Origin of the sequence: Nocardia noduli (genome assembly GCF_019038455.1) — a bacterium.
Classification (GTDB): domain Bacteria; phylum Actinomycetota; class Actinomycetes; order Mycobacteriales; family Mycobacteriaceae; genus Nocardia; species Nocardia noduli.
The window spans coordinates 1-14,730 of record NZ_JAFMPL010000042.1 but is presented as its reverse complement, the minus strand read 5'-3'; the positions used below and the strand labels follow the sequence as shown (position 1 = coordinate 14,730).

16 protein-coding genes are annotated in these 14,730 nt (G+C 66.8%); 9 read left to right on the top strand and 7 right to left on the bottom strand.

Going from position 1 to position 14,730, the window contains the following annotated elements; genetic code table 11:
* Positions 1–173: 173 nt before the first annotated feature.
* Positions 174–1,079 (bottom strand): sulfurtransferase, encoded by a 906-nt coding sequence (locus JZ792_RS22060; RefSeq protein ID WP_216912885.1) that lies wholly within the window; start codon positions 1,077–1,079, stop codon positions 174–176.
* Positions 1,080–1,248: 169 nt separating this feature from the next.
* Here JZ792_RS22060 and JZ792_RS22055 point away from each other — a divergent pair, with 169 nt between their 5' ends.
* Entirely contained in the window at positions 1,249–2,046 is a 798-nt protein-coding gene (locus JZ792_RS22055; protein ID WP_216912883.1) for a helix-turn-helix transcriptional regulator, read from the top strand.
* On the opposite strand, the gene JZ792_RS22050 is transcribed toward JZ792_RS22055, so the two are convergent.
* From JZ792_RS22050 to JZ792_RS22040, 3 genes are all read right to left on the bottom strand, one after another.
* A complete protein-coding gene (locus JZ792_RS22050) occupies positions 1,969–2,622 on the bottom strand; it encodes a Maf family protein (protein WP_216912881.1) in 654 nt (217 codons plus the stop codon). The two genes, JZ792_RS22055 and JZ792_RS22050, sit on opposite strands and share 78 nt — an antisense overlap.
* An 84-nt stretch (positions 2,623–2,706) precedes the next feature.
* Complete coding sequence (locus JZ792_RS22045; protein WP_216912879.1) at positions 2,707–3,036, bottom strand: acyl-CoA carboxylase subunit epsilon; 330 nt, start codon at positions 3,034–3,036, stop codon at positions 2,707–2,709.
* 149 nt (positions 3,037–3,185) lie between these two features.
* Positions 3,186–4,826, bottom strand: a complete 1,641-nt coding sequence (locus JZ792_RS22040) for an acyl-CoA carboxylase subunit beta (protein ID WP_216912877.1) — start codon at positions 4,824–4,826, stop codon at positions 3,186–3,188.
* Between the two features lie 300 nt (positions 4,827–5,126).
* Between JZ792_RS22040 and JZ792_RS22035 the strand changes: the two genes are divergently transcribed.
* On the top strand, positions 5,127–5,954 hold the full coding sequence (locus JZ792_RS22035) for a biotin--[acetyl-CoA-carboxylase] ligase (protein WP_308165395.1): 828 nt from the start codon (positions 5,127–5,129) through the stop codon (positions 5,952–5,954).
* A gap of 70 nt (positions 5,955–6,024) precedes the next feature.
* On the opposite strand, the gene JZ792_RS22030 is transcribed toward JZ792_RS22035, so the two are convergent.
* Positions 6,025–6,978, bottom strand: coding sequence for an acyl-ACP desaturase (locus tag JZ792_RS22030; protein WP_216912864.1), 954 nt, complete (start codon positions 6,976–6,978; stop codon positions 6,025–6,027).
* Between the two features lie 192 nt (positions 6,979–7,170).
* Between JZ792_RS22030 and JZ792_RS22025 the strand changes: the two genes are divergently transcribed.
* From JZ792_RS22025 to JZ792_RS22015, 3 genes are all read left to right on the top strand, one after another.
* On the top strand, positions 7,171–7,701 hold the full coding sequence (locus tag JZ792_RS22025; RefSeq protein WP_216912862.1) for a PH domain-containing protein: 531 nt from the start codon (positions 7,171–7,173) through the stop codon (positions 7,699–7,701).
* Between the two features lie 90 nt (positions 7,702–7,791).
* Positions 7,792–8,469, top strand: coding sequence for a response regulator transcription factor (locus JZ792_RS22020; RefSeq protein ID WP_109529243.1), 678 nt, complete (start codon positions 7,792–7,794; stop codon positions 8,467–8,469).
* A gap of 1 nt (position 8,470) precedes the next feature.
* Entirely contained in the window at positions 8,471–9,781 is a 1,311-nt protein-coding gene (locus JZ792_RS22015; RefSeq protein ID WP_109529242.1) for a sensor histidine kinase, read from the top strand.
* A gap of 3 nt (positions 9,782–9,784) precedes the next feature.
* On the opposite strand, the gene JZ792_RS22010 is transcribed toward JZ792_RS22015, so the two are convergent.
* Positions 9,785–10,327: a GtrA family protein gene (locus JZ792_RS22010; RefSeq protein WP_216912859.1), complete on the bottom strand. Its 543-nt coding sequence runs from the start codon at positions 10,325–10,327 to the stop codon at positions 9,785–9,787.
* 39 nt (positions 10,328–10,366) lie between these two features.
* On the opposite strand from JZ792_RS22010, the gene JZ792_RS22005 reads away from it, so the two are divergent.
* From JZ792_RS22005 to JZ792_RS21990, 4 genes are all read left to right on the top strand, one after another.
* On the top strand, positions 10,367–11,587 hold the full coding sequence (locus tag JZ792_RS22005) for a 5-(carboxyamino)imidazole ribonucleotide synthase (RefSeq protein ID WP_254190154.1): 1,221 nt from the start codon (positions 10,367–10,369) through the stop codon (positions 11,585–11,587).
* The gene (purE, locus tag JZ792_RS22000) at positions 11,580–12,080 is read left to right on the top strand and encodes a 5-(carboxyamino)imidazole ribonucleotide mutase (RefSeq protein WP_216912857.1); all 501 of its coding nucleotides are present in this window, start codon (positions 11,580–11,582) and stop codon (positions 12,078–12,080) included. Before JZ792_RS22005 ends, purE begins: the two co-directional genes overlap by 8 nt.
* A gap of 113 nt (positions 12,081–12,193) precedes the next feature.
* Positions 12,194–12,850: a TetR/AcrR family transcriptional regulator gene (locus tag JZ792_RS21995; RefSeq protein WP_216912930.1), complete on the top strand. Its 657-nt coding sequence runs from the start codon at positions 12,194–12,196 to the stop codon at positions 12,848–12,850.
* Positions 12,851–13,020: 170 nt separating this feature from the next.
* Positions 13,021–14,181, top strand: coding sequence for an acyl-CoA dehydrogenase (locus JZ792_RS21990; RefSeq protein WP_216912855.1), 1,161 nt, complete (start codon positions 13,021–13,023; stop codon positions 14,179–14,181).
* Between the two features lie 186 nt (positions 14,182–14,367).
* Here the strand turns inward: JZ792_RS21990 and JZ792_RS21985 are convergent, their stop codons facing one another.
* Entirely contained in the window at positions 14,368–14,652 is a 285-nt protein-coding gene (locus tag JZ792_RS21985) for a GNAT family N-acetyltransferase (RefSeq protein WP_216912853.1), read from the bottom strand.
* Positions 14,653–14,730: the final 78 nt, after the last annotated feature.

Below are 14,730 nucleotides of genomic sequence, written 5' to 3'. Positions count from 1 at the left end.
GGGGGTGGGTTGCTGCGCAGGCTCCATTTCCCGTGGTCGACAATTAACGTCTCGGGCGAGTGTAGGCAGTCTGTCAACAGACGCGGAACCCGGATGTACCTACTGGGCAGTAGGTCGTGGATCACAGTGCTGTTTCCGATGTGAGATACGCCCTGGTCCGGCCGGTTTCGGTGTTAACGCTGTCGGCTGCGTCGCGCGGGGGTGACCGGCGCCTCACCGGGCTGCTCACCGGTGGCGATCGGTAGTCGTACCGAGTTGCCCCATTCGGCCCAGGAGCCGTCGTAATTGCGGACCGTCCCGTAGCCGAGCAGATAGGTGAGCACGAACCAGCTGTGGCTCGACCGTTCGCCGACGCGGCTGTAGACGACGACGTCGTCGCGGCCGTCGAGCGGCTCGTAGATCTCGTCCAGTTCCGCGCGGGAACGGAACCGGCTGTGCGTGGTCGTCGACCGGGTCCACGGGATGTTGACCGCGGTCGGGATATGCCCGCCGCGCAGCGCCGCCTCCCCGGGCTCGGGGTCGGCCTCGCCCGAGTACTCGCCCGGCGAGCGCACGTCGACGATCGGCTTGCCGAGGTGGAGCAGCACGTCGTCGCGGAAGGCGCGGGCCGAGGTGTCGTCGCGGCGCACCGTCGGGTATTCGGCGCGGGCGGGATAGGCGGGTTCGAAGGTGGTGTCGCGTTCCTCGGAGATCCATTTCTCGCGTCCGCCGTCGAGCAGCCGCACATCCTGGTGACCGAACAGCGTGAACAGCCACAATGTGTGCGCCGCCTGCGCGTTGTTGCGGTCTCCGTAGATGACCACGGTATCCTCGCGCTCGATTCCCTTCGCGCGCATCAGCTCGGTGAATCGGGAGCCGTCGATATAGTCACGGGCGACCGGATCGCTCAGGTCGCCCCGCCAGTCGATCTTGACCGCACCGGGAACGTGGCCGATGTCATACAGAAGGATGTCTTCGTTGGACTCGATGATCTTGAGTCCCGGCGTGCCTATGTTTGCCGACAGCCACTCTGTGGTTACTAGTCGGTGTGGGTGTGCGTAGGAACCGAATGCGGGATGTGGGTCCGGAGCAACGGGCACGATGTTGAGTCCTTCACGCGAGGTAGACGGGCGGTTACAGCGGTTCGGGTAGCAGGGCGATGGTAAGTGTGGGGACGAAAGTGAAACTCGTTTCAGATCACGAATCGGCTGAATGGGCGAATAAATCGCACCCACATCCGATAAAGTCTCTCGGGAGGAGGGGTGAGCTATGTCCGATTCTTGGCCGCGACGTCGACTGCTCGCGATCCTACGTGGCGCCAGCGAACCTCTCGATGCCCAGGAACTGGCTCGCATCACCGGGCAGCACGTCACCACTGTCCGATTTCACCTCGACGTCCTCACCAAGGAATCCCTGGTAAGGCAATTCCAGCAGCCGCCACGCGGTCGCGGCCGTCCGCGTATCGGTTACAGCGCCGTCCAGCGATCTGTCGGCTATCAGGAATTGTCCCAGGTTCTCGCCGACCAGCTCGGCCCCGATCCCCGACGTCGTTCCGAGGCGGCCATCACCGCGGGCCGGGTCTGGGGCGCCAAACTGGACGCGGGCGATCACCCCGTGAAATCACTGGAGGACGCCAAGGACGTCACCGTGACACTGCTGTCCGAACTCGGCTTCGCGCCCGAACGCGATCAGTCGGGTGAGCCCGACGATCAGGTGCTCATCAAGATGACGGCGTGTCCGCTGCGCGATCTGGCGCGCACCCACTCCGAGGTGGTGTGCGGAGTCCATCTCGGACTCATCAACGAAGTACTCGATCGCAACGGTTCGCGCGGCGCGGTGAACGTGCGGTTGCAGCCGTTCGTGGAGCCGGAACTGTGTGTCGTGCGCCTGGAACTCACGGCCGCGCGCCGCACCCTGGAGAATCGCGATACGGCGGCTCCGGGGCGTGCCGAGGGCCCGCCGCTGAACGAGCCGCCGCTGGCCCAGACCTCAGCCGGGCGTGTCGGCGGCCCACAGTTGCGCGATGCCGACACCGACATCGCCAAGCAGGCGGCGAAGCAGTGGTAGTCCGATACCGATGACACTCGACGGGTCGCCGTCGATCCGGTCGACGAACCAGCCGCCGCGCCCGTCGAGGGTGAACGCGCCCGCGACCCGCAACGGTTCCCCGCTGTCGATGTAGGCGTTCAGTTCCTCGGGCTCGGGTTTACCGAAATGCACGGTGGTGGCGCTGCAATCCAGCGCCGAACCCACGATCGCACCGTCCCGTAAGCGCAGTACGCAATGGCCGGTGATCAGATCGGCGCTGCGGCCCGCCATGACGGCCCAGCGCGTCCGCGCGATCTCGGGGGTGTGCGGTTTGCCTTGGAGTTCGCCGTCGACAAGCAGCATCGAATCGCAGCCGACGACGACGCTGTCCGCGCCGAGTTCACCCGTTCCGGCGGCGAGGAATCCGGCCGCGACGGATTCGGCTTTGGCCCTTGCCAATTCGACGACGACCCGGTGCGGCGGTGTCCCCTCCGGCAGTGCGGCGGCGACGGCGTCCTCGTCCACGTCGGAAACGAGGACGACGGGTTCGATACCCGCCGAGCGGAGTACTTCCCGGCGCGCCGGAGACGCGGACGCGAGAACGAATCGCGTCACGGCCGCGCCCCGGGGGCGTGCGGTTCGGTCACGGCGTGCCGGAAGGGCACGACCTCGATCGTTGGCTCGTCGCGCCCGGTCACGTCAGCGCAGATGTGACAGCTGTGGGAAGGCGTACGGGGAGAACGGCGACGTGCCGCGGTGCATCAGGGTCGGTCGACCCCAGGCATCCGACGGACCACGGTCGGCGCCCGACCCGTCACCGCTGGCCGCGGCGGCGGCGAACACACAGACCAGCGCGGCGATCTCGGCGTCGCTGGGGGATCCCTTGACGATGCGGATGAACGGCTGCTCGCCCGCGCCGTCGGCGGCCGCTGTGGCCTCCGATACCGCGTCGACCTCCTCCGCGATCGGGTCGACTGTGAGCTCCAATTCGGCGGTGGTCAACAGTTCTTCTTCTGCCACGGTCGTCACAGTGCCAGATCCTCTCTCTACCTCGATCAGGCGTCCAGCCCTCGGTACACCCATGCTCGATGTCTCCGGATGATGTGATGGTCATCCTCGGATCCACTCATCGCATCATCTACGACAAGTGTGCGCGGCCTACCGAGGGTATCGCGCAATCACAGCGGGATGTTGCCGTGCTTCTTGGGCGGCAGGGTCACCATCTTGCGCTCGAGCAGACGCAGCGCCGACACGATCTGACCGCGCGTGTGCGACGGCGGGATGACCGCGTCCACGTAGCCGCGCTCGGCGGCGACGTAGGGGTTCACCAAGGTGTCCTCGTACTCGTTCTGGAGCTCGAGACGCAGCGCGTCGACGTCGTTTCCGCTCTTCGCGGCCTCTTGCAGCTGCTTGCGGTAGACGAAGCCGACGGCGCCGGAAGCGCCCATGACGGCGATCTGCGCGGTGGGCCAGGCGAGGTTCACGTCGGCGCCCATGTGCTTGGAACCCATGACGTCGTAGGCGCCGCCGTAGGCCTTGCGGGTGATGATCGTGATTTTGCCCACAGTGGCCTCGCCGTAGGCGTAGAGCAGCTTGGCCCCACGCCGGATGATGCCGTTGTATTCCTGGCCGGTACCGGGCAGGAAGCCGGGAACGTCGACCAGGGTGATGATCGGGATGTTGAACGCGTCGCAGGTGCGCACGAAGCGCGCGGCCTTCTCCGAGGCGTCGATATCGAGGCAGCCCGCGAACTGGGTAGGCTGGTTGGCGACGATGCCGACACTGCGGCCGTCGACCCGGCCGAAGCCGACGATGATGTTCATCGCGCGCTCGGCCTGGACCTCGAGGAATTCGTCGTCGTCGAGCAGTCGCCGGATGACCTCGTGCATGTCGTACGGCTGGTTCGGCGAGTCGGGGATGATCGTGTCCAGTTCGAGGTCCTCGTCGGTGAGGGAATCCTCGATGGCCCCGTTGATGGGGTCGGTGGCGGGCAGACGCGGCGCTTCGGCGCGGTTGTTGCTCGGCAGGTAGGACAGCAGATCCTTGACGTAGTCCAAGGCGTCCTGTTCGCCGGAGGCGACGTAGTGCGCGACACCGGATTTGGTCATGTGGGTGTGCGCGCCGCCCAGATCCTCCATGGTGACGTCCTCGCCGGTGACCGTCTTGATGACGTCGGGGCCGGTGACGAACATCTGGCTGGTCCCGTCGACCATCACCACGAAGTCGGTGAGCGCGGGGGAGTAGACGTGACCACCGGCGGCCGGGCCCATGATGAGCGAGATCTGCGGGATCACGCCGGAGGCCTGGATGTTGCGGTGGAAGATCTCGCCGTACAGGCCGAGGGAGACGACGCCCTCCTGGATGCGCGCGCCCGCGCCCTCGTTGATGCCGACGAGCGGGCGGCCGGTCTTGAGCGCCAGGTCCATGACCTTGACGATCTTCTCGCCGTAGACCTCGCCGAGGCTGCCGCCGAAGACGGTGACGTCCTGGCTGAAGATGCAGACGTCGCGGCCGTCGATGGTGCCGTAGCCGGTGACGACACCGTCGCCGAGCGGGCGATTGCTGTCCAGGCCGAAATTGACGGAGCGGTGGCGGGCCAGCGCGTCGAGTTCGACGAAGGAACCCTCGTCGAGCAGGGCGAGGATGCGCTCGCGCGCGGTCATCTTGCCCTTCGCGTGTACCTTGTCGACCGCGGCCTCACCCATCGGGTGCTGCGCTTCTTCCAGCCGATTCCGCAGGTCAGCCAGCTTCCCGGCGGTGGTGTGGATATCGGGGGAGTCCGCCGAACCGGAGGCGGACTGCTGCTGGACACTCGTCATGGTCCGGAGTGTAACCAGAGCCGATACTTCTCCGTAACCCAGTCTCGGCTACCCGTCAGTATAAAAACCCCAGCTAGATCAGTTTCCGCCCAGGTCCGGGGCCCGGAATTCCCTGGTCGGTCCGCACGCGAGACTGTGCGATCCCACAACAGATCCGAGTGTTCGTGGTGTCCCCGGGCGGCGAAAATCACTGGCGCGCGCGGCCCGGTCCCGGATACCGCGGAAAGGGCTCCTGGGCGGGATTTCGATCTCGTCGGGTGAATCCGGGTTATCGGGGGCGCGCCGAGTAGCGTGCCCCTGGTGACCACGCCCTCGTCGGAATCGACGCAGCATCGACCACCGTTGGACGCGGAACTCCTGCGTCGTCGCGTCGCCGAGTCGTCGCGGCTCCCGTTCTACTCCCGCGTCGACGTGGTGGAGTCGACCGGATCGACCAACGCCGATCTGATCGCGCGGGCCGGTCGCGGTGACGCCGACAACAGCGTGCTGATCGCCGAGGCGCAGGAAGCGGGACGCGGGCGACATGCCCGCAACTGGGTCAGTCCGCCGCGGGCGCAGATCGCGATGTCGGTGCTGGTGCGCCCGAGCGGGATCGATCCCTCGGTACTCGGCTGGCTGCCGTTGCTCACCGGGGTCGCGGTGGTCGACGCACTGCGCGGCACCGCGGGAGTCGACGCGAATCTCAAATGGCCCAACGACGTACTGATCGGCGGACGTAAGGTCGCGGGCATCCTCGCCGAGGTCGCCAGCGCGGGCGAGGCCCCGGTCGTCGTCATCGGCGTCGGCCTCAACGTCAGCCTGGACGAGGCGGAACTGCCCGTGCCGCACGCGATCTCGTTGACACTGGCGGGCGCTTCCACCGTCGACCGCACCGAGTTGGCCGCGAGCATCCTGCGCGAATTCGCCCGCCGGTTCACCGCATGGCGCGACGCGGGCTGGGATGTCGGTGAGCTGGCCGCCGCCTACCGCGAACGATGCGCGACCCTTGGTAAAGAGGTGCGGGCGGAATTGCCGGGAGGAGAGGTGCTGACCGGTGTCGCCATCGATGTCGATCACAGCGGGCGGGTGGTGATCGGCGATCGCGCGGTCTCGGCGGGCGACGTCACCCATTTGCGCGCCGAATACTGAACACCCGCAACGCGTCACGTGCCCCCACCCGATACGGGTGATGGGCACGCTGCGCGCAGTCGATCCGTTGTCAGACAGGCTGCCCGACTCCGCGGGCGGCCTGCCTGGCGAACATCCGGTCCCGCTGTTCCTCGAACCGTGACGCGTCCTGCTCCAATTTCTGCACGAACGCGCCCAGCTGGTCGCGCGCTTGTTCGCCGCGCTCGGTGAAATCCGCGCGTTCGAAGATATTCCACTTCTTCAGCACCGGAAGCACCACTTCGTCGAGGTGCTGGCGCAGGTCGTAGATGCCGTGTTTGGCCATGAGCACGCCGTTGCGCCGGAAGTTCGGCATCCCCATACCGGGCATGATGAAGAAGGTGAGCACCAGGTTGAGGGCGACCATCGCCTGGTCGGGCACCAGATCCAGCGCCGCGCCACAAATGTTGCGATAGAAGATCATGTGCAGGTTCTCGTCGGCGGCGATGCGCTGGAGCATCCGGTCGGCGACGGGGTCGTCGCAGACGCGTCCGGTGTTGCGGTGGCTGACCCTGGTGGCCAGCTCCTGAAACGTCACGTACGCGACATTGCTCAGGAAGCCGCCCCAGTTCGGCGGCGCGGACACGCCGTTGGTCATGTGGATCATCCTGGCCTGTTCCAGCGCGACCGGATCCACCCCGCGGGTGACGACCAGGTAGTCGCGCATCACGATGCCGTGCCTGTTCTCCTCGGCGGTCCAGCGGCCGACCCAGGTGCCCCACGCGCCGTCCTGGGAGAAGTTGTGGGCGATCTCGCGGTGATAGGAGGGCAGATTGTCCTCGGTGAGCAGATTGGTGATCATCGCGACGCGGGCGATCTCGCTCAGCGCCGATTGCTCGGGAGCCCAGTCGATACCGCCCATCGCGGCGAAGTTACGGCCCTGGTCCCACGGCACGTAGTCGTGCGGATGCCAGTCCTTGGCGATCGAGAGGTGCCGATTCAGATTCTCTTCGGCCACCGGTTGCAGTTCTCGCAGGATTTCGAGCTGGGTCAGATCCTTGGTCACGCGCGCCTCCACGGTTGGTTCGGCATTCGTCGGTCGGATCGAGCAGTCGAGCAGGAAATATCGAGCAGAAACCACTGTGCCTCGCGCCCCGGTCGCCGGGCAGGCGAATTCAACCCCCGCGGCTGAAGATTGTGCAGCACGCCATGGTTCGGTGTCAGGCGTTCGGGCATCTTCACACGGTAGGGTTCCGGCATGGGTTACCCGGAGGATGTGCTCGCGCCGGACGAGCAATTGATACTCCATCGCCATCCGCATTGGAAAATGCTGTTCTGGCCCGCGGTGATATTGCTGGTCGCCACCGCGGTCGCGGGCTTCGCCGGCGGATTCGTCTACCGGACCACCGATCCGCCGACCAGGTCGATCCTGCTGATCGTGGTGCTGGTGCTGTGGCTCGCCGTTCTCGGATGGCGTTGCGTCGCACCGGTTGTCAGCTGGAAGTCGACACATTTCATCGTGACCGAGCGACGCGTGCTCGTGCGCCAGGGCGTGTTGACGCATTCGGGCATCGATATCCCGATGAACCGCATCTCGAGCGTCCAGTTCCGGCACGGGTTGTTCGACCGTCTGCTCGGCACCGGCACACTGATCATCGCGTCCTCGTCCGACGAACCGTTGGAGTACGACGACATCCCGGACGTGCAGGGTGTGCACGCCATGCTGTACCACCAGGTCTTCGAGGTGGAACAGGGGCGCGGCAGCCGCATACCGGACGGTGACTACTGATGATCCGCCGGACGTCGTGACGCGCGTCGATTCCACGGTGGCCGTGCCGGTTGTGCGCGTCGGTACCGCCGCTGTCCGTAATCTGGGACCATGACCGCCGTACTGCTGGCCGAAGACGACGAGGCCATCGCCGCGCCGCTCTCGCGGGCGCTGGGGCGGGAGGGCTACTCCGTCACGGTCGAGAGTTTCGGCCCCGCCGTGCTGCGCCGCGCCCTCGAGGGCAATCACGATCTGCTGATCCTCGATCTCGGCCTGCCCGGCATGGACGGTCTCGAGGTGTGCCGTCAGGTCAGGGCCCGAGGCGCGGATCTGGCGGTGCTGATGCTGACCGCGCGCACCGACGAGGTGGATTTCGTGGTCGGCCTGGACGCGGGCGCCGACGACTACGTCGGAAAACCGTTCCGGCTCGCCGAACTGCTGGCCCGGGTGCGGGCATTGCTGCGGCGCAGCGGTATCGGTGACGAGGCGGTCGAGGTCGGCGGGATCAGACTGGAACCGGCCGCGCGCCGGGTGCTGGTCAACGGCGCCGAGATCGGTCTCGCGAACAAGGAATACGAACTGCTCAAGGTGCTCATCGACCGGGCGGGCCAGGTGGTGCCGCGCGAGACCATCCTGCGCGAGGTGTGGGGTGACGCCGAACTGCGCGGTTCGAAGACCTTGGATATGCATATGTCGTGGTTGCGCCGCAAGATCGGCGACGAGGGGCCGATGGCGGAACGCCGCATCGTCACCGTGCGCGGTGTCGGATTCCGGCTGAACACCGACTGACGTGCGTCGCAGAATTCTGCGTTCCATGCTCACCGTGCTGACCATCACCACGGTGGTGCTCGGCGTGCCGCTCATCTACACCGCCTGGTTGTGGGTGGAGGACATCACCCGCAACGATCTCCAGGATCGGCTCGACCGCATCGCCACCGAGGTGATCAGCCAGGAACAACAGGACGGCATGGTGCGCGGCGGTCTCGACATCCGTTCGGTGGGCGCGCTCGTGCCCAAGGACGGCAAACTCACCGTCGTCTATCCGACGCCGCAGGACAATGCCTCGCGGCTGGATGTCGGCGTGGCCGAGGTCGATGATCCGCTGGTGGAATCACTGTCGATGGGGACTTCGGGGTCGCTTCGACTCGAGGTTCCCGCCGCCCCGATGCACGCGATGCAACGCCAGGCCGTCGCGGTGGTGGCGCTCGCGGTGCTGGTCTCGCTGGCCGCCGCGGCGGCGGTCGCGGTGGTCACCGCGCGCCGGGTCGCCGACCCGCTGCGGGACGTGGCCGCTCGTGCCGCGCGCCTGGCCATGGGCGATTTCCGTCCCGATCCGCGCAGGCACGGCATCTCCGAACTGGACCGGGTCTCCGATGTGCTCGATTCCGCGACCGTGGAGATCGCGGGCCGTCTGCAACGTGAACACGCGCTGGTGGCCGATGTCTCCCATCAGCTGCGCAGCAGACTGACCGCGGTGCGACTGCGGCTCGACGAATTGTCCGCGCATTCCGATCCCGAGGTGGTGCACGAGGCCGAGGAGGCGATGGCCCAGGTCGACCGGCTGACCGAGGCCATCGATGACCTGGTCCGCGCCTCCCGCGACGAGGACGCCGCCGACCGCGACCCGATTCCGGTGATGGACGAACTGAGCGGTGTCGTCGAGGAGTGGAAACATCCGTTCACCGAGGCGGGCCGGACCCTGGTGCTCACCGGCGACCAGTCGCTGAGCGCGCCGATCACCGCGTCGCGGTTGCGCGAGGCGGCGGCGGTGCTCGTCGATAACGCCCTCATGCACGGCGGCGGCACCTGCACCGTCTCGGTGCGGACGGTGCGGCCGGGGAACGCTCGGGAACCGCTGGTGTGCGTCGAGGTGGCCGACGAGGGCGACGGCATCCGCGACGAACTCGCCCCGCACATCTTCGACCGGGGTTTCTCGGCGGGCGGTTCGACCGGTGTCGGGCTGGCGTTGGCCAGGGCCCTGATCGAAGCCGACGGCGGCCGGTTGGAATTGCAGCGGCGCAGGCCCGCGCTGTTCGCGGTCTTCCTCGGCGCGTCCCCGCCGAACCGGCAGGGCGTCGGCACCGTGACCGAACCGCGTTAGTCCTCAGCTGCGGTCGAGATGTTCTTCCTCGAGCAGTTCCTCGAACTCCTCGACGATCTCGCTCATCTCGTCCGGGAAGACCCAGCGGCGCATGGCCCAGAACCGGAACGCCATCTGGAGCAGGTTGCCGATGACGAAGGCGCTGATGAAATCGGCGACGTTCTCGACGGCGAAACTCACATCGGGCTGGCGCAGGTCGAGCCAATAACTGGAGATCCACAGCGGAATATTGCTCAGGATCACACCGACGGCGCTGACGAAGAAGAACAGCAGCGCCTCGTGATGTTTCTCGCGCCCGCCTCGGTTCTTGAACGACCACTCGCGATTGAGAACATAGGAGGCGATGACGGCGATGACGCCGGAGATGATCTTGGCGGTGACCGGTTTCTCGGCCAGGACGGTCCACTTCAACGTGTAGAAGATGCCGCTGTCGATGATGAAAGTGGTGGCGCCGACGATGGCGAATTTGATCAGCTCGTGATGGCGGAAGGCGATCTCCCGGAGGGGCTGGGGGAGGACGCTGACCACGTCGTCGACGAATGACACAAGCGCCGAGTGTACCGGTACCGATCATTGCCACCTGACATGACAAGATTGATCAGCGTGACACCCCGTTCCTTCGATCCGTCCTCGATGCCCACCGTCGCCATGGTCGGTGGCGGCCAGCTCGCGCGGATGACCCACCAGGCGGCGATCGCCCTCGGCCAATGCCTGCGCGTGCTCGCCGAGAACCCGGGCGACCCGGCCGCCCAGGTGAGTTCCGACGTCGTACTCGGCAGTCACAACGACCTCGCCGCGCTGCGCAAGGTCGCCGTCGGCTCGCACGCGTTGACCTTCGACCACGAACACGTGCCGACCGAACATCTGGAAGCGCTCGTCGCCGAAGGGGTCAATGTCGCGCCGCCGCCGGGGGCCCTGGTCTTCGCGCAGGACAAACTGGCAATGCGCGCGAAACTGGCCGAACTCGGTGTCCCGATTCCGGCCTTCACCGCCGTCACCGAACCCGCCGACGCGGTGCGTTTCGGTGATGAGCACGGCTGGCCCTTCGTACTCAAGGCCGTGCGCGGCGGTTACGACGGACGCGGTGTCTGGATGCCCGAGTCCGCCGCGCAGACCGAGGCGTTGGTGACCGAACAATTGGCCAACGGCGTGCTGTTGCTGGCCGAGGCGAAGGTCGCGTTGCGCCGCGAGCTGTCGGCGATGGTCGCCCGCTCGCCCTACGGGCAGGCCGCGACCTGGCCGGTGGTCGAGACGGTGCAGCGCAACGGGCAGTGCGCGGTCGTGATCGCGCCCGCGCCGGATCTGGCCGAGGACTCGGGGGCGGCGGCCGAGACGCTTGCGTTGAATCTCGCGCGCGAACTCGGCGTCGTCGGGGTGATGGCGGTCGAACTGTTCGAGACCGATGGCGGCGAACTGCTGGTCAACGAGCTCGCGATGCGTCCGCACAATTCCGGTCACTGGGGGATGGACGGTGCGGTGACCGGTCAGTTCGAACAGCATCTGCGCGCCGTGCTGGACTACCCGCTGGGCGATACCGCACCGCTCGCACCGGTGACGGTGATGGCGAATATCCTCGGTGCGCCGGAGGCGCCGCGGATGTCGATGGACGAGCGACTGCACCACCTGTTCGCGCGATTGCCGCGGGCGAAGGTGCACATGTACGGCAAGGGCGAACGCCGCGATCGCAAGATCGGGCACGTCAACGTGCTCGGCGACGACGTCGCGGTGGTGCGGGAGCAGGCAGAGCGGGCGGCGCACTGGATGTCGCACGCGGTATGGACCGACGGATGGGATCCGCATGAGTAATCCACTTGTCGGCCTGATCATGGGCAGCGATTCCGACTGGCCGACGATGGAGGCCGCGGCGGAAGCGTTGGCGGAGTTCGAGATCCGGTTCGAGGTCGGCGTGGTCTCCGCGCACCGCACCCCGCAGCGCATGCTCGACTACGCCCGCGACGCCGCGGGCCGCGGCCTGAAGGTGATCATCGCGGGCGCGGGCGGCGCGGCCCACCTGCCCGGCATGGTCGCCTCCGCCACCCCCCTGCCGGTGATCGGCGTCCCCGTCCCCCTCAAATACCTCGACGGTATGGATTCCCTGCTGTCCATCGTCCAGATGCCCGCCGGTGTCCCGGTCGCCACCGTCTCCATCGGCGGCGCCCGCAACGCGGGCCTGCTCGCCGCCCGCATCCTCGGCACCGCCGACCCCGCCCTGCGCGAACGCATGGAAACCTTCCAGGCGAGCCTGGAAAACATGGTCCTGGAAAAGGACGCCGCCCTGCGCGCCCAACTCCTCGGCTAGCCGAGGAGCCCGTCGGATGCCGAAAAAGTCGAACCGACTCCCGGGCGGGGATGGCGGGTCGGCGGGGCCAGTACTGTGGTCCGGTGGCAACTGGCGAGAGCGTTCGGCCCCGGATGGACGACGACGCGGCGCGGTTCCGGTTGACGGTGGTGGATCAGGCGCTGCGGTTGTTCGCCGAACAGGGGTACGAGGCGACGACCGTCGACGAGATCGCGGAGGCGGCGGGGATCTCGCGGCGGACGTTCTTCCGGCAGTTCCGGTCGAAAGAGGATGTGGTCTTCGCCGATCACGAATCGCAACTGGCGCAGGCGTCCGCGTATCTGGAAGCCGCGCAGTGTGATCCGTGGGACGCCGTGTGCGGGGCCGTGGTCGAGGTCTTCGAGAGATTCACCCAGTGGCGCGAGATCGCGGCGCGGCGATACCGGGTGGTGCGGCGGGTGCCCGCGCTGCGCGAACGCGAGATCGTCACGGTCTTCCGCTACGAGCGATTGTTCACCGACTATCTGCGCGAGCGGATGCCCGAGGCGCCGGATCTGGCCAGGGTGCAGTTCACGGCGGCGGTGACGGCCACGCACAACTATCTGCTGCGCCGGATGGTTCGCGGGGAATCGGCGGCGGGCGCGGCGGATCTGCGGATCGAACTGGCCTCGATTCCGCGGGGTCGCGGGCCGGTGCACAGTGACGAGGATCTGGTGGTGGCGGTGTTTCCGAGGGATATGCAGCTGCGGCAGGTCGCCGATCTGCTCGTCCGCAAACTCGGTACGCTGTGACCTGGCGAACCCGCGTCGCTCGGCTCGTCAACTGACACCCAGTGCCATCGAGTATCCCCATGTGGTGTGGAACTTGCGGCGTATACTCGATCGCAATGTGGCACTGAGTGCCGATTACGGATACTCTGCCCAACGCAGCGATCGAGACCACAGACCAGGAGAGTGCCCCCATGGCGGGAAATCCGAACTTCGACCTCTTCAAGCTCGAGGACTTCCACGACGAACTGAGGTCGGCCATCCGCGGTCTCGCGGAGAAGGAAATCGCCCCGCACGCCAAGGACGTCGACGGCAACGCCCGCTTCCCGGAGGAGGCGCTGACCGCGCTGAACGCCGCCGGGTTCAACGCGGTGCACGTGCCGGAGGCCTACGGCGGCCAGGGCGCGGACTCGGTCGCCACCTGCATCGTGATCGAAGAGGTCGCGCGGGTCTGCGGTTCCTCCTCGCTGATCCCCGCCGTCAACAAACTCGGCACCATGGGCATGATCCTCAACGGTTCCGAGGAACTGAAGCAGAAGGTCCTGCCCGATATCGTCAACGGCGAGATGGCCTCCTACGCGCTGTCCGAGCGTGAGGCGGGCTCGGATGCCGCGGGCATGCGCACCCGCGCGCGCAAGGACGGCGACGACTGGATCCTCAATGGCTCCAAATGTTGGATCACCAACGGCGGCAAGTCTTCCTGGTACACCGTGATGGCCGTGACCGACGCCGACAAGGGCGCCAACGGCATCTCCGCCTTCCTGGTCCACAAGGACGACGAGGGTTTCGTCGTCGGCCCGCTCGAGCACAAACTCGGCATCAAGGGTTCGCCCACCGCCGAGCTCTACTTCGAGAACTGCCGCGTCCCGGGCGACCGCATCGTCGGCGAGCCCGGCACCGGTTTCAAGACCGCGTTGCAGACCCTCGACCACACCCGCCCGACCATCGGCGCGCAGGCCGTCGGCCTGGCCCAGGGCGCACTGGACGCCGCGATCACCTACACCAAGGACCGCAAGCAGTTCGGCACCGCCATCGCCGATTTCCAGAACACCCAGTTCATGCTCGCCGACATGGCGATGAAGATCGAGGCCGCGCGCCTGATGGTCTACACCTCGGCCGCCCGCGCCGAACGCGGCGAGAAGAACCTCGGCTTCATCTCCGCCGCCGCGAAATGCTTCGCCTCCGACGTCGCCATGGAAGTCACCACCAACGCCGTCCAACTGTTCGGCGGCGCCGGTTACACCACCGACTTCCCGGTCGAGCGCATGATGCGCGACGCCAAGATCACCCAGATCTACGAAGGCACCAACCAGATCCAGCGCGTCGTCATGTCCCGCGCCCTGCTCAAGGGCTGATTCCGCCACTCACGAGGCGCTTCGTCCGAACCCGGTGCCCGTGGCCGGGCCGTCGGTTGCGACGAACCGTCGAAGCGCCTCGTCGAGACGGATCAGCGGCACCGGTTGCCCGTTCCTAGCGCTCCTGGCGAAGGCCGCCTCCGGAGTGGACGATCCGTGTCCGCAGGCCGCCCGTCCGGGGGCGGCTCAGGCCACCAGGTCGGCGTACTCGTTGTGTTCGACGATGTACTTCTCCACGTACCAGCAGGTGGGGATGACGGTGAAACCCTCGGAGCGGGATTCGTCGAGTGCGAACCCGACCACCGCTCCCGCGACGCCGCGACCACGGAATTCGGGGAAGGTCATGGTGTGGTGGAAGTCGCGCACTTTCGCGTCCTCCCGTTCGGCGTAATCGGCGTACCCGGCGAGGGTGTCGTCGATGTAGATCTCGAAACGGGTGTCGGCGACATTGTGCTCGAGCCTGGTGGTCATGTTCTGACAGAACTCCTCGGTGGTCGGATATGTTCCGGCCCGACCGAGGCCGGGCCACGCTCGAGCCGAGTGTATAGC

Bases quoted from the DNA above. Each gene is read 5' to 3' on its own strand.
- JZ792_RS22020 (WP_109529243.1), top strand. From the start codon at position 7,792: ATGACCGCCGTACTGCTGGCCGAAGACGACGAGGCCATCGCCGCGCCG.
- JZ792_RS22040 (WP_216912877.1), bottom strand. From the start codon at position 4,826: ATGACGAGTGTCCAGCAGCAGTCCGCCTCCGGTTCGGCGGACTCCCCC.
- JZ792_RS22055 (WP_216912883.1), top strand. From the start codon at position 1,249: ATGTCCGATTCTTGGCCGCGACGTCGACTGCTCGCGATCCTACGTGGC.
- purE (WP_216912857.1), top strand. From the start codon at position 11,580: ATGAGTAATCCACTTGTCGGCCTGATCATGGGCAGCGATTCCGACTGG.
- JZ792_RS21985 (WP_216912853.1), bottom strand. From the start codon at position 14,652: ATGACCACCAGGCTCGAGCACAATGTCGCCGACACCCGTTTCGAGATC.
- JZ792_RS22005 (WP_254190154.1), top strand. From the start codon at position 10,367: ATGACAAGATTGATCAGCGTGACACCCCGTTCCTTCGATCCGTCCTCG.
- JZ792_RS22025 (WP_216912862.1), top strand. From the start codon at position 7,171: ATGGGTTACCCGGAGGATGTGCTCGCGCCGGACGAGCAATTGATACTC.
- JZ792_RS21995 (WP_216912930.1), top strand. From the start codon at position 12,194: ATGGACGACGACGCGGCGCGGTTCCGGTTGACGGTGGTGGATCAGGCG.
- JZ792_RS21990 (WP_216912855.1), top strand. From the start codon at position 13,021: ATGGCGGGAAATCCGAACTTCGACCTCTTCAAGCTCGAGGACTTCCAC.